General features: G+C 55.9%; 14 protein-coding genes. 9 read left to right on the top strand and 5 right to left on the bottom strand.

The window, feature by feature from the left end; all coding sequences use genetic code 11:
- Positions 1-4: 4 nt before the first annotated feature.
- Positions 5-7717: a SpvB/TcaC N-terminal domain-containing protein gene (locus EHT87_RS07755; RefSeq protein WP_124905472.1), complete on the bottom strand. Its 7713-nt coding sequence runs from the start codon at positions 7715-7717 to the stop codon at positions 5-7.
- A 447-nt stretch (positions 7718-8164) separates the two neighbouring features.
- On the opposite strand from EHT87_RS07755, the gene EHT87_RS07750 reads away from it, so the two are divergent.
- Entirely contained in the window at positions 8165-8542 is a 378-nt protein-coding gene (locus EHT87_RS07750) for a response regulator (RefSeq protein WP_124905470.1), read from the top strand.
- Positions 8543-8628: 86 nt separating this feature from the next.
- On the opposite strand, the gene EHT87_RS07745 is transcribed toward EHT87_RS07750, so the two are convergent.
- Both EHT87_RS07745 and EHT87_RS07740 read right to left on the bottom strand, forming a co-directional pair.
- Positions 8629-9867, bottom strand: coding sequence for a cation:proton antiporter domain-containing protein (locus tag EHT87_RS07745; RefSeq protein ID WP_124905468.1), 1239 nt, complete (start codon positions 9865-9867; stop codon positions 8629-8631).
- Between the two features lie 74 nt (positions 9868-9941).
- Positions 9942-10397 (bottom strand): Hsp20/alpha crystallin family protein, encoded by a 456-nt coding sequence (locus tag EHT87_RS07740; protein ID WP_124905466.1) that lies wholly within the window; start codon positions 10395-10397, stop codon positions 9942-9944.
- A gap of 298 nt (positions 10398-10695) precedes the next feature.
- Here EHT87_RS07740 and EHT87_RS07735 point away from each other — a divergent pair, with 298 nt between their 5' ends.
- Positions 10696-11178, top strand: coding sequence for a response regulator (locus tag EHT87_RS07735; RefSeq protein ID WP_124905464.1), 483 nt, complete (start codon positions 10696-10698; stop codon positions 11176-11178).
- Between the two features lie 26 nt (positions 11179-11204).
- On the opposite strand, the gene EHT87_RS07730 is transcribed toward EHT87_RS07735, so the two are convergent.
- Positions 11205-12467: a sensor histidine kinase gene (locus tag EHT87_RS07730; protein WP_124905462.1), complete on the bottom strand. Its 1263-nt coding sequence runs from the start codon at positions 12465-12467 to the stop codon at positions 11205-11207.
- A gap of 257 nt (positions 12468-12724) precedes the next feature.
- On the opposite strand from EHT87_RS07730, the gene EHT87_RS07725 reads away from it, so the two are divergent.
- From EHT87_RS07725 to EHT87_RS07700, 6 genes are all read left to right on the top strand, one after another.
- Positions 12725-13243 carry a YciE/YciF ferroxidase family protein gene (locus tag EHT87_RS07725; RefSeq protein ID WP_124905460.1) on the top strand — a complete coding sequence of 173 codons (519 nt, stop codon included), beginning with the start codon at positions 12725-12727 and terminating at the stop codon, positions 13241-13243.
- 113 nt (positions 13244-13356) lie between these two features.
- A complete protein-coding gene (locus EHT87_RS07720) occupies positions 13357-14016 on the top strand; it encodes a DUF6766 family protein (RefSeq protein WP_124905458.1) in 660 nt (219 codons plus the stop codon).
- A gap of 18 nt (positions 14017-14034) precedes the next feature.
- Positions 14035-14667, top strand: a complete 633-nt coding sequence (locus EHT87_RS07715) for a cysteine hydrolase family protein (RefSeq protein ID WP_124905456.1) — start codon at positions 14035-14037, stop codon at positions 14665-14667.
- Positions 14668-14708: 41 nt separating this feature from the next.
- Positions 14709-15422, top strand: coding sequence for a hypothetical protein (locus EHT87_RS07710; RefSeq protein ID WP_124905454.1), 714 nt, complete (start codon positions 14709-14711; stop codon positions 15420-15422).
- 184 nt (positions 15423-15606) lie between these two features.
- Positions 15607-17178, top strand: a complete 1572-nt coding sequence (locus tag EHT87_RS07705; protein WP_124905452.1) for an FAD-dependent oxidoreductase — start codon at positions 15607-15609, stop codon at positions 17176-17178.
- Between the two features lie 91 nt (positions 17179-17269).
- Positions 17270-18193, top strand: coding sequence for a cation diffusion facilitator family transporter (locus EHT87_RS07700; protein ID WP_124905450.1), 924 nt, complete (start codon positions 17270-17272; stop codon positions 18191-18193).
- Here the strand turns inward: EHT87_RS07700 and EHT87_RS07695 are convergent.
- On the bottom strand, positions 18147-19343 hold the full coding sequence (locus EHT87_RS07695) for a glycoside hydrolase family 1 protein (protein WP_229320942.1): 1197 nt from the start codon (positions 19341-19343) through the stop codon (positions 18147-18149). The two genes, EHT87_RS07700 and EHT87_RS07695, sit on opposite strands and share 47 nt — an antisense overlap.
- A 308-nt stretch (positions 19344-19651) precedes the next feature.
- Here EHT87_RS07695 and EHT87_RS07690 point away from each other — a divergent pair, with 308 nt between their 5' ends.
- Positions 19652-20869, top strand: coding sequence for a Gfo/Idh/MocA family protein (locus EHT87_RS07690; RefSeq protein ID WP_124905446.1), 1218 nt, complete (start codon positions 19652-19654; stop codon positions 20867-20869).
- Positions 20870-21023 lie beyond the last annotated feature (154 nt).

Genomic DNA, 21023 nt, shown 5'->3' with positions numbered 1-21023 from the left:
GAAATTATTTGATTTTGGCGCGGTATGCCGGATATAAATGTGCAGCTATAGTTGGGTCAATTCGCAGCGGATGGAAGGTGGTTTTACTCAGCAGACTGGGTTCCTGCAAGATGACATTTAGTTCCATGATCGTAATCTCTGTGGTCAATGGATGTTCGATGCCCTGTAAATAGAAATGAATGTGTTCAGCCTCGTACAGGTATTTCATTTCCCACCAGACGATCGATTCATTGCCCATCTCCCGGACGAACCGGGGAACGGCTCCATCGCCTAACGCGTCTATAAATCCAAGACTCCGGGCTCCAACTTTTGAGGCTTCCTCTTGAATTGCTATGGCACCGAAGCCCACAGTATATTCTACGGTAGGACCATAGTGGCCCATGGCCACGGGCGATCCGGGTCGGTTCAGGATGTTACCATACTCGGCTTCGCTGAGTGGGAGGGTGATTTGTGGCGTTGCACCCATCATCCGGGATTCCAGGTTCGCCATGCTCATGGGTTTGAACATGCCCCCGGCACCCACAGCCGCCGACCCCATGTTGGCAAGCAGGTCGGTAGACTGCCCGACGGCATGGGCTAATTTAGGATCGGCCCCGGCGGCATACGCCCACCCGGCTCCCGCCATGAAGGTGTAGGTTTTGGAATCGTTGCCGGTGGTCATGGTGGTCCAGCCGGACGATGCGATATCCAGCCCGTGGCCCAGCAAAAAGGCCCCACCCAGCAGACCGACGCCCGTTTCTGCGGTCGCCAGTCCCCCCACACCCCCAATTCCGGCTTCCAGCGCGCCCCCGGCCACCTGAAGTCCGCCAAAAAACTGCCGGACCGGTTTTGGGTAAATCAGCTTGGGCGCCATCGCATCCACCACATCCATCAGCAGATGAATGTCCACGTCTTTGGGTTTTTCGGCCTTCGGTTTTGGCTTTGGTTTAGCGGCCGCTTTGGGGGCTGGTGTGGGCTTGGCCGCAGCCAGCGACGGCGCAGGACGGTCTTCGTAGACGGTGGCCGTCCACGAGCCGTCGTCGTTCTGGTAGCCGTTGGTGGCCGAACTTTTTGCGTACTCATCCAACGTTTTGAACGTGACCTGCCGGGCGTATTTACCCTCATTGCTTCCCCCTAATCCCGTCGTTCCACTGGGGTCGGTGCCCGAAACCGGGTTGTTCATCACGTAGACGTACACGTTCAGACCGTCGCCAATACCGATGGGGTCCGCAGCCGTCCAGCGGGCGAGCCAGGGTGCGTAATACCGGGCCCCGTGGTAATACAGCCCACTTTCCTCGTCGCGTTCCTTGCCCGTAAACCGGTATCGTTTCAGATTCACTTCCGCCGTGCTTCGCCCCGACTGAAAAGCCGTCGAGCCGAACGGATAATATTCTTCGTAAGAGATAATGGCACCCTCGGGATCGAGTTCCAGCGCGGACGTGCCTAAGTGGTTGGTATACTGGTAGCGAATGACCTGCGCCGGACCGTCGTCGGCACCATCCGTGCGGGTTTCCACAAAAGCGATGCGCTGCCCGCCGTCATTGACATGGAGGGTTTCCCGGCGCAGCGACAGACCACCGCCGACGGTTCTGGTAAACACTTCAACGCCCGCCAGATACAGTCGTTCCTCCTTAACTCCCCCGGGCTTTTGCCAGACTTTCCGTACGCGCTGGCCCGCGCCGTCATACTGGTAAAAAACCGTACCGCCCCCTCCTTTGTCCACACGGATCAGCTGGTTTTGAAAGTCCCAGGCCAGTCCGCTCAGGTGCGGCAAACCGGTCATGTTACCGTGGAGATCGTAGGTGAAAGATTGGGTTGTTCCGGCAACGGTGCTGCTTATCAGGCGGTTATTCGTAGCCGCGTAGTCCAACTGGCGCGTCCAGCGTTGGAGAAAGGCTCCGCGACCGGCGTCGTGGATCATCCGCAGCAGATTCCCGGCCGGGTCGTATTCATAGCGCTGGGCGTAATTCTGCATGGCGGTTTCATCGCTCGGCGGTGCCGTTCCGCGCCGGAACAAATCGGTGTCGTTGGGCGGTTGCTGTCCTCCGGCGTGTTCGCGCCCGGTGGCCCGGATAAGCCGGTTCAGCGAGTCGTACGTAAACTGCTGGTGCGGCAGGATGAGGGCGTTATTAAAAAACAACGTCGGCTGGGCCAGATCGCGCAGCGCCGTGATGTTTCCGGTCGCTCCGTAGGTGTAATTCAAATCCTGCAAAACCGCCTGGTCGCTGCTCCGGGTGGTGGTCAGGCGCAACAACCGGGTCGTATCGGCGTCGTAGGTGTAGCGGGTCTGGCTCCCATTGCCGTAGGCGATCCGGACGCGCTGGCCCTTCGCATCGTACTCGATTTCGCTGATAAACACCCGCTCGGCGCCCCCCCGCACGCTAACCCGCAGGGCATCGAGCAGGTTGGCTTCGTTGTAGCGGGGCCGCGCCACCGACTGGTCGGGCGTACGAAGGGTTACGGGCCGGTTCAGGGCATCGTAGTTTGTTTCGGTCGTAAACGGCTGATTTTGAAGTAATACTGCCGCCGGAGTCTGCCAGTTGGGTGTTGTCGTACCATCGGCCACGAATGTGCGCGTGCTGGTAAGAAGGTTGCCCTTGAAATCGTAGGTCAGGTCGGTGAGTCCCGCGCTGTCATAGTGCCGGATCAGTCGTCCGTTCTGGTTCAGGGTGGCACTGGTTCCGTAGTCGAGTTTTTCAAAAACGATTTCTGTCAGATCGGCGAGTTGCACCCGTCGTTCGGTGGGTCGGTGCAGGAGGTCGTAGCGGCTGGCAAACCGGCGTCCGAGGCTGTCCCAGCCGTAGAGTGGTTGGCCGGTGCAGTCGTTGAGAGCCCACCGTTCGCCCGCGTCCATGCTGGTCTGATGAACCCGGTGGCCGAGCATGTCGTAGTCATAGGTCATCACGGTATTGCCCCGCGTGTCGACCACGGACCGGATATTGCCTTCGATGTCGAGTACGGTTTTTGTTGCCGAAAACGTTTCCTGGACCGGAAACGGGGCAGGAACTGAAAAATCGAGAAACCGGTTTTGGGCTACGGCGTAAACCGTGCGGCCCAGCGAATCGCCGTAGGCCTGAGCGGGCGTCGAATCGTGGACGGCCGATTCTTCCGCGGCCTTTTTTTCGAGGAGCGGATCGCGCCCGCCCGCGTCAAACGTCCCCCCAATCCGCCGGGCATACCAGTCGCTCAGCAACACCGTGTCCTGGGCGTCGTACTGCAGCTGCCGCCAGGAACCGTACTCCGTTTTGGTAAAGGTGCCGTCGGGCAAAACCGTCCGGATGAGCCGCCCGGCGGAGTCGTAATGAAGGATGGGCGATACCCCGGTTTCCCGCAATTCGGCCTCCGCTTCGTACTGATGGGAATCCGAAAAATAAGGCTCGTACTGCCGGACCGGATTGCCTTTGTTGTTGAGAATCGTTCGGCCACTGCCCGACCAGCGCGGGTTGGCGTTTTTTTGGTCCAGCGTGCCGTCGGGCTTTTTGACCAGCTTGCCCGCCCCGTCGCGGAAAGGAGCCGGTCCAGCTTCCGCCCGTGATTTTTTCAGCAAAACGTTGCCGAGTCCGTCACTGTATTCAAACGCCAGCTGCACCGGCGAAACGGCTCCGGGTTCCAGATCGGCGAGGTGGATTTCCCGCGTCAGAGACCCCGCAACCGACGGCGTTCGCTGACCGGACGGAAGCCCCTTCCGGTAGCGGTCGAGGTCATACACAAACCGGCCCGTTGCCCCGGCCAGCAGGCTGGGAGCGGTGGCGATCGGATCGCTGAAAAAAGCGTCGGTTTCGGCACTGCTGAGGTCGGCCCGAAATCCCGCCAGTGAATCGCCCTCCGTGCCGTCGTCCTTGCCCAGAATTGCCCCGCCTGCCACCAGTCCCAGGGTGTCGAAAGCCACTTCGCTCCGGTTGTTATTGGGATCGCGGATGCGCTCGGGCGACAGAACCCGGTAATTGAAGCGCTCAACGACGGTTTCGTTGCCCAGTTCGTCGGTGGTTTTTTCGATAAAGAGGTGGTTCGGCTCATACGAAACCGTCGTTTTCGTGCCGAGCGGATCTTCGTAGCGCGTGGGCTGGTAGAACCGGCTGGCCGCCGTAGCTGCCGTTTCGCCGAGCGCCGGATCGAAGAAGAGCGTTAATCCGGAACGAACCCAGAACTGCCCGCTGCCGTCGATGTCGCTGAAATGACCTTCGGCCAGCAGCGTCGGTGTAACCCGGTTTTGGTCGCTATTGAAATGCAAATCAATGAGTTCGGGCGTAAAGGCGAGCTGGTACGATTCGTGGGTAATGCCCAGCCGTCCGTGTGTGCCGACCGGCAGAACGGCCACCAGATTGTCCGCCCGGTAGCGCAAATCGGCCATTTCGATGAGCCGGAGCTGCGTGCCGTCCGCCGGGTTGAACGTCTGCTCGTAGCGGAGTCTCGTTAGCCCGGTATCGTTTTTCAGGTTTTCGAAATCCGCCAGGGTGAACAGGGTAAAACCGGCCTGCTGGCTGGTGGTGATTTTGGCTTTTTCGAAAAACTCATACGTGGCCACGCGCTGCGGAAGCCGCAATCGGTAAACCGTATCGCCGTAAACCGGATCGTCGTTTTTCAAATCTTGCGTAAACGTATTTTCGGTATACGTCACGTGAAGTGCCGACTGAACCTGGTGAACGAAAGCAAGATCGGCTGCAATCGGCAAGTCAGTGGAGAGCGTAGCCAGCCCGTCCGGTTTTCTGGGGTAAACGATGGAAACCGCCTTCAGAACGTTGCCCACATCGTCGATCGCCAGATTGATCGTGTGGGCAATGCGGGGGTCGGTGAGCTGGCGTTCGTAGCTGGCCGTCAGGGATTCGCTTTCGGAAACCAGCAAAACCGGGTGTCGGTTGGGGCCGCGAAGCTGCACCAGCCGGACGTTGCACGAGTGGCTGGAAACGGCGTAAGGGCGATTTTCTAGCGGGCTGCCATCGAGGGCGTAGGTTTCTGTGCGGAGCGCAACGCCCTTGCAGGCGCGGTATATTTCCTGCCAGTCGTGGGTGCGAAGCTGGTCGAGAGCACCGGCGGGCAGGTCGTCGGCACCGGTTACTACCGCATCGGGCAACACCTCCGCCGTGGGCCAGTACTCGGTTGCGAACTGATCGAGAATCGCATCCTGGCGGCCGTAGGCTCCGGTATGATACCAAGTTTTGGTCAGCGAAGGCGGTTCGTGGAACTCGGGTGCGGGCGCGTTGGCGGCTCCTGCCGTTTTGAGGTACTCATATTCCTCGGTATCCAGTTGATCGACCCGGCCAAATCCGCGAAACTCGCGTTCGGGGTGGTCATAATACCCGTGGTGGTAGCGGAACTGGCTGACAAACCGCAGGTCCGACACGTGATCGATGGTTTCCACCCGGCTCAGGCACTGCACCGGAAAAGGCAATTTGGTGGCCCAGGGCGTGCCTGCCTTGAGATCGTCCAGAAAATAATGGGTAGAACTCTGGTAGCTCAACCGGGTTTCTTTCCCCAGATTGTTGACGTAGGTCGTCAGCAGATGCGGTTTTTTCCCGCCCATCAGGTCAATGTACCGCAGGGGCGCATCGGCGTGGGCCGGCAGGGGTGACGACCACACGAGGCAGGCGGTACCATTGCCGAGCAAGTCGATGACCGACAGCTGAGTAGGGGCTGTTGTTTCGGGAAATTCGGGCAGCTCGACGGTTTGGCCCCAGGCGTTTCCGCCCTGATTGAGCCAGGCCCGGAAGCGGTTTTTTCCCAGATACAACAGATCGGTCGCGCCCGTTCCGCTCACATCGGCGAGGTGGAGAAAACGGGGGTCGAAGGCTTCCAGCGTGTCGAAAACCGGCGCATCGGACATGGTGATTTTCGCTCCGAAACGGCCGTATCCCCGGTTTGGCCAGTAGCAGATTTCGCCGTTGCGGATGCGTACCAGATCGGTGAGTCCGTCGCCGTTCAGGTCGGCCAGAAATACGCTCTGCCGCTCGTCGTTGCGGAGCAGCGTCGGGCCTTTGTCTTCATCGAAAAACTTCGGTGCCAGTTCGGGAGCGTCGTAGCCCGCCGTTCCCTGGGACGGATACCAGCGAAAAACGGCTTCTTCCGCCACCAGCAAATCCGCCCGGCCATCGCCATCGAGGTCGATGAACTGCACATTCGGATCACTAAGGAGCAGAGTGGGCAGTTGGCGGAACGGGCGAAACGGTTCCCATTCCGAATCGTCGTTCAGTTCAAAATAGCCGCCCAGGTCGTGGCTGACCACCTGCCGCTTGCCGTCGGCGTTCAGATCCTGCAACGTAAGGCTGCCCGTGGCAAGGCCCGTCCAGGACGGTTTGGGCTGCACCAGCTGGCTGGGGGCAAAGTGCCCGTTGCCGTAATTTTTCTTGTAAAACCAGCCTTCCGCCTGTTCGGAAAAAATCCCCGGCAATCCTTCCTGAAACAGATCCACCCACTGGTAGGGCGAAGCCAGTCCGACGGGCGCATGAACCCGGTTTTCGGCAGAAACCGCCTGAACGTCGCGGTGCCAGCGCAATCGTTCGTAGGTAAATTCGAGCGGGGGCAGGGCGCGCGATGCGTAACTTCCGTCGGGGAGCCGCCGGTAGCTGCGCTGGTGAATACCGGTCAGATACGTCACCTCCGTAAACGGATCTCCGCCGTTGCCCGACGGTTCGTAGGTCAGGTCCAGCGAGCGGACGAGGCAGGGGTCGGGGCCGAGTTCGGGAACGTGATGGAACTGGAGCACCCGGCGGCACTGCCGGTAGGTGCGGACTTCAAAACCGGGCCGGTAGTCGGAAAACGGGTCCGACCGCACCGCCCAGGGTTGTATTCCGGTCGGTTCGGGCCGGTCGGGGTCGTGTTCGCCGTAGTCGAATACGGTTTCGAACAAAAAGGACGAGCCATCCGGCAGCGTGGGCGAATAGAGCGAAACCGCATCATCGGGATTCTGAACGTAGGCCGGAAAATAGGGGCTGCGAATGCCGTAGCGGATGGTTTTGGGGTAAATCTGGGTGAACCGGGGCACGCCCGCGTCGTCGAAGCGGTTGCGGTCGTGGAGCGGCACGGGGCCAATTTCGCCATCTTCGGTTTTGTAGCCGTACAGGATCACATTCCCCCGGTCGTCGAAACTCAGTTCGGGCAACCACCGGAAAACGCGGTTCGGGTCGGCCGGGTCGGCCAGGCGGCATTCGGGGCTGCGCCCGAAGAGCGTGACGACGTTGTCGCGGGTGGTGATTTTCCAGAAAAAAGGACTTCCGTTCGCTGGCGTAATTTTTTCGGTTCTGGAAAAACCCGACTCCAGCCGGGGGCGGTAGCGCGCCACCGTAAAACCGGCGGGGTGCCGGACCTCGGGCGAACCGTCCGGACCCAGATACGGCACCAGTTCTTCCCCGCCCAGTAGAAAAACATCGCTTTCGTTCCCGTCCCGGTAGCGCGGGAGTTTTTTGTCCGTACTCCGTTGAACACCGCCTACATCCGCGCTCCAGCCCAGGGCGAACGGACTGTTGCCGCTGCCCGAATTGTAGGCCAGATCGAGCGAGGGCGAAAAACCGCCCCGGCCCGGCGAAAACGGCAGGGGGACCGAAAAACCGCCCGTTCCGGTGGCGGCATTGACCTGAAATTTCTCGTCGATTCCCCGCAAAGCCCCACCGCCTTTGGGCAGGCTGAGTTGCGGAATCTGAATGGACTGGGATTGGGTTGCGGCTTCGCTTTCGGTGATAAAAGACCCGCGTGGCCCAATGCCACCGTTCGATTCACCATTCTGGGGTTTGCTGGCAGGGGTCATTCCGACTGAGATTAGGGTTCGCGTTTAGGAGATTCGGAAAACGGGGGTACTCAACCGGCAATCAATCCGGTAAGAATAACAAGAAGGCGAGAGGAAGCCAAAAGAACTTAGCAACCGGTCGGATGAAAGAAAATCGGCAGGGGAGACCCAAAGGGAACGGGGTCTGAATCGAAACCGAAACCGTGGCCACGGCTTCGTCGATCGGGAAGGCAAAACGTCGCCGATAACCCAGGCCCAAAAAATAATTTCCTGCTTTCGTTTGATCCTGAAGTTCCAGCAACCGGAACGACAGGTACGGTTTTTGCCGCTGGAATCGTTGAAAACGAATCCGGAATGGCGATCATAAAATGAACAATTCCGAATAAAGTACGTTTTCAGTTTAAAATAAGTTTTAAAAGGTCTTGGAGGACGGGGGATAGCCAATTGGATTGGTTGTCGGCAAAGAAGATGACCGGAAAGCAAAAAATACTGGTAGTAGACGACGATGCTACCTACCGACAATTGATAACCTACGGATTAACCAAAGCCGGTTATGAAGTACTGATTGCGAACGATGGGCGGGAAGCCCTCAACTGGATCCGGAACCCCCAGCAACGGCCCGATCTGGTCCTGTTGGATCTGCTGATGCCCCGGTTGAGCGGTATTGAGGTCCTGGAAAGCCTAAAGGCCCTGTCCTACAAATTGCCCGTTATTCTGATATCGGGAGCCGAATGGCCCATTGCCCGGCAGGGTGTAGCGCAGGCGGCTCCGGATGCGTTTTTGATGAAGCCGTTCGCCATGCAGGCACTTCTGGATAAAATTGAAACCCTGCTGCAGCCGGTCTGAAAAACGGACCATGGAAAAGAACGCTCTTCGACCAGGTCCACCTTCTTTATGCCTGCCCAAGCGGTTTTGCTTAGCGGTTTCGGTTATCAACCGGAATTTTCCCGCTCATGCATTTCCGTCGATTGACCACGCTCCGGGGAAGCCGTGCGCGTTCGGAACAGAAAGCCCCGGATGATTTCAATCCAGACCGTAGTCAGCAGCATGCTGAGGGCCACCACCGATAAGGTGATGTGATATAGGTAGTTGTCGATTAAACCCAATTGGTAAGCGGTTAGACCCAAAACAATACTGAACTCACCCAATTGCGACAGTAAGGCCCCTGCGTATACACTATCCCGCCAGGAAACACCAAGCGCCCTGAACACGAGCATGTTCAATAAGCTGTTGACAAGCAGAATTATCAACACCAGTAAGCCGATTAACCACCCGTTTTCTCTCAGAAATGCCAGGTTGATCTGTAACCCCACGGCCACAAAAAACAGGGCGAGAAAAAAGACCCGGAACGGAAGCAGGCTCCGCTCCAGCCAGCGGGTCGAACCGCTGCGGTTGATAATGATGCCAGCCATGAAAGCGCCCAGCGCGGTGGAAAGCCCCAGCCAGTTGGTAATCCAGGCCATGCCGAAGCAGAGCAGCATACCGACAAATACCTGCAAATCATGGTCGTTGCGAATCAAATCTGCCGCTGGCAGCTTCAGCTGGGGCCGCCGGCTGATTTCGCGGATCAGTACCGCCGTCAATCCTACCCCCAAGCCGATCGACGCCAGTTCGGGCCACGCCAACTGGTCCTGACCCAGCAAACGCAGCGTCACCAGCATGGGAATGGCCGCAACATCCTGCATCAGCAGAATTCCGGTGGTGAGCTGTCCCAGGGCAGTCGTCTGCTCGTTGTGTTGGGTCAGGTAGGGATAAATAATGGCCGAGCTGCTCAGGCTGAGGATAAAAGTCATCAGCCACTTCACGGATACGGTCCAGTTGAGTACGTTGCCTACCACCGCAACGGCCACGCCACACAGCAGAAGTTGGGTGACCATGCCGAACAGGGGCAGGCCCACCTGACGGCGTTCAATGGGTAACCTGATTTCTGTACCGATGAAGAACATCAGCAGGATGACGCCTAACTCACCCAGTTCACGGATCAGATCGGCATTGGTGAGCACTTTCAGTCCATGCGGCCCTACCAGAATACCGCAAAGGATATATGCGATGGAATAGGATTGATTGAGCCGGCGAAGAAACAGAACCAGCAGCAGGTTGAGCAATACCATGATAACCAGCCCGTTGAGTACCGATAGGCCACCTGCCACCTCCGCTAAAATCAGATGCATAAGCCCTTAAAATATAAAATGGCATTGCGGGGCTAAAATTAGCCCCGCAATGCCATCGACCCAATGGAATGTACTTAGGAAATTTGAATCTGGGTTGGTTTTTTGCGCTTAGCTTCTTCTTTCTTGGGAAGGCTAATGTGCAGGATGCCATCCGTGTAGCGAGCATCAATGTTGTTCTGCTCACAGGTTTCGGGCAACCAGAAGGAGCGGGAGAACGACTGGAAGGTAAATTCCCGTTTGGTATAGCGGGCTTCCGGGTGATTCTCTTCGTGCTGCTGTTGGGCCGATACCGTCAGTTTACCCTGATCGAGCGTTACAGTGAAGTCGTCTTTCTTCATACCGGGAACGGCAATCTCCAGATGGTACGTCTCGTTGTCTTCCCGGATGTTGACCGCCGGTACTGACATACCCACCCGCGACCGGGCGAAAGCCGGCCAGTTCCAGTTAAACAAATCATCTCCGTCTCTGCCCATGAATTCATTCAGCAGAGAAGGCAGTTCGCCATTTCCATTGAACTTAACCAGTGACATGGTAGTAAGAATTTAAAAGGTTTAACATGAATTAACTTCGCTCTTTCTAAAACAAGTCAAATGCCAAAACCGGGTGGTCCTTTAAAAAATTGGAGTAACTGACATTTTGTCACCTGCAAAAAGACGATCTGTCGGTGCCTATCCGGTTGGTTCGGTCGTCACAACTACCGGATCGACCGACGGCCGGTAAACCGCAATTTGGGCACTGCTGGCCCGTTGAAGCGGAAATAAAAAAACCTTTAGCAATCTTTTGGCCTTCATCGTAATTTTAATTACGTAAATGTTTTCATTATCTAATATGAGTCAAGCGACAAAAAAAAGAGGCCTTTCCAAACGCCCCAAACAGGCCAAAATTCTGGTAATTGAAGATAACAGGGACCATTGGAACCTCATTGAAAAAGCCATGAAAGAGTGTTTCGTGGAGGTTGAACCGGTGTGGGCTGAAAATAGTCAGCAGGCGCTGGCTTACCTGGAAGATTGCCTTCTGGTGGGTCAGGGATTGCCCCTGTTCATTCTGCTGGATTTGTACCTTCCCGAGCGGGAGGATGGTTGGAAGCTACTGGAACAGATTCGGTCCAAAAAAACGCCGATTGATTTGCTGCCCATCGTGGTGCTGAGCTCATCGGTCTATGATGAAGATATTACCGAATCGTATGATCGGGGCATTACTTCGTATCTGGTCAAACCGTCCGATTTCAAGGACTGGATCTCCAGTTTTCAGGCCCTGAAGGAATACTGGGTGGATACGGTGGCATTGCCCGATCTGAATTACCGGTATTGAGCTCATTATAGGAACGTTAGCCGGGCTCAATCAGTGGTCCAGCGCATGAGCAGGCGAACGCGAAACAGGGTTCCTTCACCCGTTTTGGTTTCAATTTCCAGGCTGGCCCGTAACAACTCACACAACCGTTTGACAATCGACAGGCCGATGCCTTCTCCTTTGGAGGATTTGGGTGCCTGAACGACCGCTTCTTCCCGGGCATTCTCTTCCGCGTTCGGAAATCCAAACGCAGCGGCTGATTCGGGCGTAGGAGCCAGGGCCTGAGACAAGGAACCGGCATCCTGATTACCGGGTAAACCCGGCCCGGAATCCTGCACGCTGATTAGCCAGCGAAAATCGCTTTCGCGGGCCCATGAAACCGATATCCATCCGGAGTCGGTGTGTTTCAGGGCATTCAAGACCAGGTTTTGTACGACCCGTTGCACCTGGAGGGGATCGCTTTCGACCTCCAGGTCCGACGGGCCATCGGCCTGCAGCACCAGCCCTTTTTGGGTGGCCAGGGGTTGGTAGCTTTCAATGAGACTGCGCAAGAGTTCTCCGGCATTAAAGGACCGGATGGCAACCGATTCCTGACCGGCTTCCAGCCGGGCCAGATCCATCAACTGGATGACCATCTCCCGCACGGTGGTCAGGTTGCGGTTGATCATCTCGAGCATCTGCTTGCGCTCCGGCTCATCAGCCTCCACCAGATTCAGATACGACGTGGCCCCCTGAATGACGCCGAAGCTCCCCCGCAGATCATGCGAGGCCGTTCGCAGCAGGTCGCCCCGCTGGCGGGTCATCTCGTTGAGGTCATTGAGGGCTCCCTGCAGGAACTGGGCGCGGCTGCTGGCGTCGATTCGTTGCAGATCCGTGTATTGTTCCACGCTGCCATTGATGCTGAGCGTATAAAACCAAGACAGGTATTCGTAGGATTCGGAAATCCGTTCGGTTTCCGGCGTAGGATACAGCTTCCAGTACTGGCGCAATTCATTCAGCATCATCTGGTTGATGTGGTGGATTTCAACCAGCAATTCTTCCAGAATATACGCTTTCTGCCAGCGGTGTAGGCCGTGCTCCTCGGCCAGCACCTTAATATCCCCGTTTAATGGCAGGTGGCGGAGCCGGTCTTCCAGTACGTTGAGCATAAACGGAACCTTATTGTTGAACTCTTCCCGGCTCAAATTAGCCATGGTGTTGCAGGCCGGATCATTCTGGCAGGCGGTTCGCCAATTGTTCAAAATGGCCTCCCGACGGGCAGCCAGGTAGTTTGCTAACGACACTAACGGGGATTCAACGGGTGTGTACATAGTGAAAGATGGGTTAAAATTCGGGCCGGTTGCTAGGGATAACCAGTTGAAAAAAGAATGGTTGTAAAATTGGGGCTCGAATAAATGGAAAACGTTTAAGGGAGAGCGTTTTTTTAGAAAGCTGCGGTATTCAATAAATTTTATAAACAACACCTACGCTCTTCGGTTCTACCAAATAAGCGGTCGGTGACAGGGGAATTCTCCCGATCGACACGACAGATCGCTTTTTTATATCAACAAAAACAATCCCTAAAAGCATGGCAACGTCACAAAAAGGAAACAGTGAAGGCGAATTGAAAGAATTGTTTGTCGATGAGTTGAAGGACATTTACTGGGCCGAAAAACATTTGACGAAAGCCCTGACCAAAATGGCAAAGTCGGCCACCTCGGAAGAGCTGCAAACCGCCTTCGAAACGCACCTGTCGGAAACCGAAAACCAAATAGCCCGGCTGGAGCAGGTTTTTGAGGCCGTTGGTGAAAAGGCATCGGCCAAGAAATGCGACGCGATGGCGGGGCTCATCGAAGAAGCTGAAGGACTGATTGAAGACACCAAAGAAGGCACGCTGACCCGGGACGTGGCCCTGATTTCGGCCGCTCAGAAAGTCGAGCATTACGAAATTGCCTCCTACGGAACCTTGAAGACCCTGGCTGGCGTACTGGGTTATTCCGACGCGGTTCAGCTGCTGGAAGAAACCCTGGCCGAAGAAAAGAAAACCGATTCCCTGTTGACTGAAATAGCCGAAGGCTCCATCAACGAATCGGCTAAAAGTGAATAATAGCTCCATCTAAAGGGGAATAAACAGGGCGTAAGCGGGGCAACAAACCGTGCTTACGCCTGTTTCTTACCCCGGTTTATCGAAATTTTACTCCAGAATTAACCCGGTTTTGTATGAGGCAATTTCTTCGGGATAATGGCCTGTCCCTCGTTGTGGTCTTCATCACGGTGTTGACCCTGGGTGGCCAGATCCTGGTGGGTTGGCATGACTTTAACAATGAGCTGAACGACTATGGCCGGGCGTCCATCGCTTTGGGAGCCTATCTGACCAGCGGACACTGCATCGAAGCGGTTTTTGAAAACTGGGAAAGTGAATTTTTGCAAATGGGACTTTATGTTCTCCTGACCGTGTCGCTCTACCAGAAAGGCTCTTCCGAATCCAAAGACCCGGACAAAAAGGAAGCCGTGGATCGGGCGCCGTCGCCCGGTCGGCCCGGGGCTCCCTGGCCGGTTCGGCGCGGAGGATGGGTTCTGAAACTGTACCAGAATTCGCTCAGTATTGCTTATTTTATCCTGTTCAGCCTCTCGTTTTTTTTGCACGCGCTGGGGGGCGTCAAAGCGTATAATACCGAGCAGGCGCTCAAAGGAAAATCGGAAATGCTGACGCTGGGGCAGTTTTTGGGCACCAGTGAGTTCTGGTTTCAGTCCCTGCAAAATTGGCAGAGTGAATTTTTGTCAGTGCTTTCCATTGTGGTCCTTACCATTTTCCTGCGTCAGAAAGGGTCACCCGAGTCCAAGCCGGTCGATGCACCTAATCAGCAAACCGGCGAATAACGTGAATGCCGTAAACGTATGAAGAATAAAAATGAAGACTTGCACGGCAATGTACCGGATCGGTTTCCGGTTGCGTTGCTCATCATCGATATGATTAACGATCTGGAGTTTCCGGAAGGGGAGCGGTTTTTAAAACCGGCCGTGAAGGCAGCTCAACAGATTGCCACCCTGAAACGGCGGGCCAAAGATCTCAAAATACCGGTTATCTACGTCAATGATAATTTTGGCCGCTGGCGATCCGATTTTAGGGAAGTGGTGCAGCACTGTCTGAAAGATGGAGTCCGGGGACAACCACTGGCCGAATTGCTCTATCCCGATTCCGACGACTATTTTGTGCTGAAACCGAAACACTCCGCCTTCTTTGCCACCACGCTGGATACGTTACTGGAATATCTGAAAGTGGAGCGGCTGATTCTGACCGGTATCAGCACCGACGTTTGCATTCTTTTTTCGGCCAAAGATGCCTACATGCGCGATTTGAGTCTCAGCATTCCGGCCGATTGTGTTGCGGCAGACACGGTGGCGCACACCAAAACGGCTCTGGAGTATATGGAACGCGTGATGGGAGCCGATACGACGTCTTCTGCCCGACTCAATCTGCCGGAGTTGTGCCAGAACCCGGTGCCGGCCCAGGAAAAAGTGTCGGAATAGGCAGCAATCGTCCAGTCCACTAACCAACACGTTCGATTTGTGTGAAAAAGCTTTCGCTACTACTGGGATTGATGGCCTGGAACCTGACGACGCAGGCCCAGCAAACCATTTTCAACGTACCCTCATCCGATATAACGCCCCGCCATAAGGTGCTGGCGCAGCAGCAGGTGGAAATGAATTCGGACCTTTGGCGTTCGACCACGACCGTCGATTACGGGTTGGGTCACAACTGGGAAGTGGGTTTGAATCTGTATAACCTCAACTATCTGCCTCCCCGGCATACCTGGATGCGCAACGATACGACCACGCACGTTGCCTACGCCCCCTTGTTGCTGCTCAACGCCCAGCGGACGTTCGATCTGACGGAAAGCCTGCACCTTGGCATTGGCGGACAAACGGGCCTTGATCCGGTGCCGACGCATCGTACCGCCTGGGTCGGCTGGGGGTATGCCAACCTCGGGGGCGATTTTGCCGATGAGCATTACAAAGCCGTGTTGGGTGTTTACGCCGGTGATCGGCGGTATCTGGCCGACGGCCCGACGGTGGGGGCCCATGTGGGGTTTGATGCGGGAATCTGGTACGAGAAAGTTCATCTATTGGGCGATTGGGCGTCGGGTAGCCACGATTACGGGCAGTTGATTCTGGGAGTCGAGGTCTATCTTCAGAAACACCTGCCCCTGGCTGTCGGTTGGCGACGAGCCAACCAGGATGGGGAGCAGGCCCTGGTTTTGCAGTTGACGTATACGCCGAAATGACGCCAGTCGAAAGGGACCCAAACCGGCGGCCGTGCCCATTGACTAATTAGAAGTCTAAAAGACAAACAAGCGGGTCGGTATGCCGTTAGATTCCCAATTGCAATGGTAGCATTGCTTCTAATTCCAGACCGGGCCGGCCGCCGTAGTTGCCAGGCTACCGCTCCCAAACTCAAGCCAATACGTTATGAAAACCAATCCAGATCAGGCTTCCCTTACGTCCGGTCATCATGTAAGTTACTGGACCGATTCCGTGGAACCAATCCGGTTTACCCCGTTAAATCAGGATCGTCAGGCCGATGTCGTCATCGTTGGTGCCGGTATAGCGGGTTTGTCGGTCGGCTACAATCTGGCCAAATCCGGCAAAAAAGTAATCATCCTGGAAGATGGCTATGTCGGCAGCGGAGAAACCGGGCGCACCACGGCCCACCTTTCAAATGCGCTCGATGATCAGTATACCGAAATTGAGCGCTATCACGGTATCGAAGGGGCGCGGATCGCGGCTGAGAGCCATACTGAAGCCATCAATTTTATTGAACGGATCTGTCAGCAGGAGGGTATTGACTGCGATTTTACCCGCCTGGACGGTTATCTGTTTCTGCACCCAACCGACCAGCCGGACACCCTGCAGCAGGAGCTGGAAGCATCGCACCGCGCCGGTGTGCTCACCCAGATGCTCGACAAAGTACCCGGTTTGACCAAAGACGTTGGTGCCTGTGTGCAGTTTCCCCGCCAGGCTCAGTTTCACCCCATGAAGTACCTTAACGGACTGGCGGAGGCTTTCATCCGGCTGGGAGGAGAGATTTTTACCGAAACCCGGGTGACGGAGGTGAGCGAAAACGAGGTTAAAACGGAACGCTATTCGGTTCGTGCTGCGGATGTCGTGGTGGCAACCAATACGCCCATGAACGACCTCTTCACGATGCATACCAAACAATGGCCGTATCGCACGTATGTGGTGGGCGTAAAAATTCCGAAAGGAAGCGTCCCGGCGGCTTTGTGGTGGGACACCGGCGATCAGGAATCGAAGTGGATTACCCAGCCCTACAATTACATCCGGTTGCAACCGCTGGACGACCAGCACGATCTGGTGATCTGTGGAGGACACGACCATAAAACCGGTCAGGCCGATGAGGAAGGAATTCCGGAAACGGACCGCTACCAGAAGCTGATCGACTGGGTAAAAGAGCATTTTTCGATGGCAACCGACGTGGCTTACCGCTGGTCGGGGCAGGTCATGGAACCGCTGGATGCGATGGCGTTTATTGGCAAAAATCCCGGTAATGAGCACATTTACATCGTAACCGGCGATTCGGGCAACGGAATGACGCATGGCACGATTGCCGGTTTGTTGCTCACCGATCTGATCAACGGCCTGGAAAACCGCTGGGCCACCTTGTATGATCCGTCCCGAATTACGCTGAAGGTGACCGGCGATTACCTGAAGGAAGCCGGAAATTTTGCGGCCCAGCTGGCCGATTATTTTTCCTCCGACGAGGTAAAAACCGTGAATGAACTGGAGCGGGGAGCCGGGGCAATTCTGACGTCCGGTTTACAGAAAATTGCTGCGTACCGGGATGAGGAGGGTGCCTTACACACCCATTCGGCCATCTGTCCGCACCTGGCCTGCGTCGTTCAGTGGAATGCGGACGAACGATCATTCGATTGTCCCTGCCACGGGTCCCGTTTTACCGGGAAAGGCGTTCTGGTGAATGGCCCCGCCGACAGCGATCTGAAAAAAGTAACGATAAAATCCTGATAGCCAACCTTAAAAGCGGTATTGGGCCAAAATCTGAACATCCGGCTGGCCGCGTCTGGAAACATCGGGCGGCAAAATTTGTTCGATTGGCATGGCATCTGCGAAAATTGCAATCTATACGGCTTTAGGAGCCAATCTGGCCATTGCCATCACCAAGTTTATTGCCGCCAGCGTTACCGGAAGTTCGGCGATGGTTTCCGAGGGAATTCATTCGCTGGTCGATACCTTCAATGAGGTTCTGCTGCTGCTGGGAATCAAAAGAAGCCAGAAGCCTGCGGACACAAAACGACCGTTTGGCTATGGCCGGGAACTCTATTTCTGGTCGTTTGTGGTTTCCCTGCTGATCTTCGCGGTCGGTGGGGGCGTTTCGTTTTACGAAGGCATAACCCATCTTCAACACCCCGAACCGATCGAGAATCCGGTTTGGAATTATATCGTTCTCGGCATTGCGTTTGTGCTCGACAGTATTTCGCTGGTTACGGCTCTGCGTGCCTTTAACGCCCAGCGGGGCAACCAGCCTTTCTGGGCGGCTGTAAAAGAAAGCAAAGATCCCGCTACGTTTGTGGTTCTGTTTGAAGATGCCTCCGATGTGCTGGGACTTATTCTGGCTTTCCTGGGCGTTTTCCTGGGGCATCAGCTCGACAATCCGTACTTCGACGGCCTGGCCTCCATCCTTATCGGCTGTCTGCTCATGGCGGTTTCGGCGGTATTGGCCCGCGAAAGCCGGAGTTTGCTGATGGGCGAAGGCGCCCATCCGTCGGTGGTCCAACAAGCCGTCGAACTGACGCAGTCGATTCCCACGGTGTTAACTTCCGTTGAAACGCTGACCTTTCAAATGGGGCCGGAAGAAGTCGTGCTCATTCAGCGCGTCGCCTTTCAGCCGGGATTGACCACCGCAGACATTACGCGGGAAATCATTCACATTCGACAAACCATTCAGAACGCCATGCCGACCATCCGCCAGGTGTTTATTGAACCCGTTTCGGAATCGGATCCCCCAAACCAGACACGGTAATACCAGTGGTTGCGGTTTGTGCAAGCGCCAATGCCGCCTGAACATCCCGCAGGGCTTCGGCGTAGGGCTGGTTCAAGACCCGACGCGGGGGATCCTGGGTCACAACGCCCTCGGCCGAAACCTCCGCATCCCAGAGTCCTGCCTGGTGCCAGGGGTCGAGGTGGTCCCAATCGGGCCGGTCAATAATGGGATACAGGCAGATTCCCCAGAGCGGAATGCCTTTGCGGATAACAGCCGCGCTTTCGTCGCCTACAAACCGAATCCAGAGGGGGCGGTCTTCGCCCGGATGACTCGTTTCCGACAACACAATCGGTCGCTGGTAGCGCTCATACACCTGCATGAACAGGTCCCGAAGCGGCACCCAGCGGGGATCGAACCCGTCATTGGCCCAGGGTAAAAACTCGCCGGTGCCGACGACCCACTGGTTGTTGTAATAAAAATTCAACCCGACCAGATCGAGGTATTCCGGTTTGCCCCCCAGTTCCGGGCACATGCGGCCGCTGAGCATGTCCGTTGCCTGAAATTGATTCTGATGTTCGTGGGCCGCCACGGCCACCTGCTCCGGCGTAGCCTGAAGAACCGGCACCATGTTGACCAGCGGTTCGGTCGTCAGAATGCGGATGGCGGGGTCGGCTTGCCGCAAAGCCGCTACGCCTTCGATGTAAGCCCGCATCAGGTGATACTTGACCTCCCAGCCCTGACCCACGCAGTAGGGCGACGTTCCCCGGGCATCGCCCCCGAGCCACGACAAAAAACTAACTTCGTTAATGGGCGTTACAATCAGCGTGCTGTCGGGATCGATGGAGCGGTAAAATTCGACAAAGGCCCGGCACAGAGCCGCAAACCGGCGCGCAAACAGGGGATGGAGGGGCGTCAGATCGTCGGGAAAACCGAAATGGCAAAGATCCCAGACCTGCTGGATACCGGCCCGTCGACCCCGTTCCATCATATAAGCCACGGTGTTCCAGTCGTACTGATACGGGCGTGTTTCGACCTGGCTCCACCGGATGCCTTCCCGAACGGTTCGAATGTTAAAGGAGTGTAAATCCCGGTAGTCGTCGTCAATGAGCTGGAGATGGCCCGTGGTATGAAGAAAATCGACCCGGTTTCCCCAGGCGTTGAGTTTATCGGTGCACTCATAACCGCCCATCCAGAAGGACTGGAAGGGATTTTCGACGGCGTGACGGGTCAAAGAAGGGGGTAGAAGCGGGTTTACGTTCATGGAAACAGGACTGGTCTGATCGTAAATGTAAACACGAAGAACCTTGCAACCGGATCGTTCCGTCAAAAAGATAGGCAACGGCCTGCCGCTCAAAAACCCATTCAGCCGCAGAGGAGTTATTCACGAGTCGGCTTGCCATGAAGGCCATAGGCTAATTTACCCGTTGGTTTTTAATCCGCTCGCCGGTCGATCCGGTTACGTTAACAGAACTTTGGTAATTTTTTCTCCAGAAATCCATGAATCGACGTCCATACCATCGACTCAACGACCCGATTAGCCGCCGGGACTGGGTGCGCTTTTGTGGCGCAGCGTCACTCGCTCTGCCCGGAATTCTCGCCTTGTCGGGCCTGCAGGCCTGCGGAAATAAAAACAAGCAGGCGACAGAAGAATCCGGAAAAACCGGTACGCCGGAATCGGGTCGAAAACTGGGCATTGCTCTGGTGGGGCTGGGCAAGTACAGCGAAGGCCAGCTGGCACCGGCCCTCGAAGAAACCAGGCTGTGCAAACTGGCCGGTATTGTAACCGGGACGCCGGAGAAAGCGGAAAAGTGGAAGAAGAAGTACAACCTTCCCGATAAGAACGTCTACACCTACCAGACGTTCGACCAGATGGCCGACAATCCCGACATCGATATCGTCTACGTCGTTCTGCCCAATTCCCTGCATGCCGAATACGTCATTCGGGCGGCCAGGGCCGGAAAACACGTCATCTGTGAAAAACCGCTGGCCACCTCGGTAGCCGATGGTCGCAGGATGATTGAGGCCTGTCAGAAGGCGGGCAGGAAACTTTCCGTGGGCTACCGGCTTCATTTTGATCCCCACAACCGCGAAATGATGCGGCTGGGCCAGCAGAAAGTGTTGGGGGCCGTCAAAAAGATTTACGCGCAGAACGGCCAGAAAGAAGGCTACGATACCCCCTGGCGCCTGAACAAAAAACTGGCCGGGGGCGGCCCGCTGCCCGATGTGGGCGTCTATTGTATCCAGGGGGCTATTTATACCAAAGGCGAAGTGCCCATTGCAGTGAGTGCGAAATACCACCCCAAAACGGATTTGAAGAAGTTTAAAGAAGTAGAGGAAGGCATGGATTTTCAATTGCATTTTGCCGATGGAACCGTCGCCGAGTGTAAAACCAGCTACAACGATGCCTACAACCAACTGCGCGGTGAGGCCGATCAGGGGTGGTTTGAGTTGTCGCCCGCTTACGCCTATTCCGGGCTGAAAGGCCAGACCAAAACCGGTAAAATGGAGCAGCCCAACGTCAATCAGCAGGCCCGGCAGATGGAAGCCTTTGCCGACTGCATTCTGAACAACAGGGAAACGACCGTGCCGGGCGAAATGGGCCTGCGGGATGTGCAGCTGGTGGAAGCCATCTACCGGGCGGCCGATACCGGTCAGAAGGTGCCAACCCAAGGAATCATTCAGCAGGCGTTTGATTTGGTAAGCAAACCGGTTTAAGGCTGGCTGGCCGCGGTGAAGGGTGACTCTGTAGCATAAGGAGTCCATTTCCTCACGCAGACCCACGCCCGCAAACCTTTCTTTTCCGTCCGGATTAAAAAAAAACCGGGCGAAACCCAGCCTGTTGGATAATGCAGGTTTTTAACACGTTAGC

It is taken from the genome of Larkinella knui, from assembly GCF_003858645.1.
In the GTDB taxonomy this organism is placed as follows: Bacteria; Bacteroidota; Bacteroidia; order Cytophagales; family Spirosomataceae; genus Larkinella; species Larkinella knui.
This window is presented reverse-complemented; position numbering and strand designations above follow the sequence as displayed.

Excerpts from the sequence above, each read along its gene's own strand:
- EHT87_RS07715 (WP_124905456.1), top strand. The coding sequence starts at position 14,035 with ATGAAGAATAAAAATGAAGACTTGCACGGCAATGTACCGGATCGGTTT.
- EHT87_RS07735 (WP_124905464.1), top strand. The coding sequence starts at position 10,696 with ATGAGTCAAGCGACAAAAAAAAGAGGCCTTTCCAAACGCCCCAAACAG.
- EHT87_RS07700 (WP_124905450.1), top strand. The coding sequence starts at position 17,270 with ATGGCATCTGCGAAAATTGCAATCTATACGGCTTTAGGAGCCAATCTG.
- EHT87_RS07725 (WP_124905460.1), top strand. The coding sequence starts at position 12,725 with ATGGCAACGTCACAAAAAGGAAACAGTGAAGGCGAATTGAAAGAATTG.
- EHT87_RS07740 (WP_124905466.1), bottom strand. The coding sequence starts at position 10,397 with ATGTCACTGGTTAAGTTCAATGGAAATGGCGAACTGCCTTCTCTGCTG.
- EHT87_RS07755 (WP_124905472.1), bottom strand. The coding sequence starts at position 7,717 with ATGACCCCTGCCAGCAAACCCCAGAATGGTGAATCGAACGGTGGCATT.
- EHT87_RS07750 (WP_124905470.1), top strand. The coding sequence starts at position 8,165 with ATGACCGGAAAGCAAAAAATACTGGTAGTAGACGACGATGCTACCTAC.
- EHT87_RS07720 (WP_124905458.1), top strand. The coding sequence starts at position 13,357 with ATGAGGCAATTTCTTCGGGATAATGGCCTGTCCCTCGTTGTGGTCTTC.
- EHT87_RS07730 (WP_124905462.1), bottom strand. The coding sequence starts at position 12,467 with ATGTACACACCCGTTGAATCCCCGTTAGTGTCGTTAGCAAACTACCTG.
- EHT87_RS07690 (WP_124905446.1), top strand. The coding sequence starts at position 19,652 with ATGAATCGACGTCCATACCATCGACTCAACGACCCGATTAGCCGCCGG.
- EHT87_RS07745 (WP_124905468.1), bottom strand. The coding sequence starts at position 9,867 with ATGCATCTGATTTTAGCGGAGGTGGCAGGTGGCCTATCGGTACTCAAC.
- EHT87_RS07695 (WP_229320942.1), bottom strand. The coding sequence starts at position 19,343 with ATGGGCGGTTATGAGTGCACCGATAAACTCAACGCCTGGGGAAACCGG.
- EHT87_RS07705 (WP_124905452.1), top strand. The coding sequence starts at position 15,607 with ATGAAAACCAATCCAGATCAGGCTTCCCTTACGTCCGGTCATCATGTA.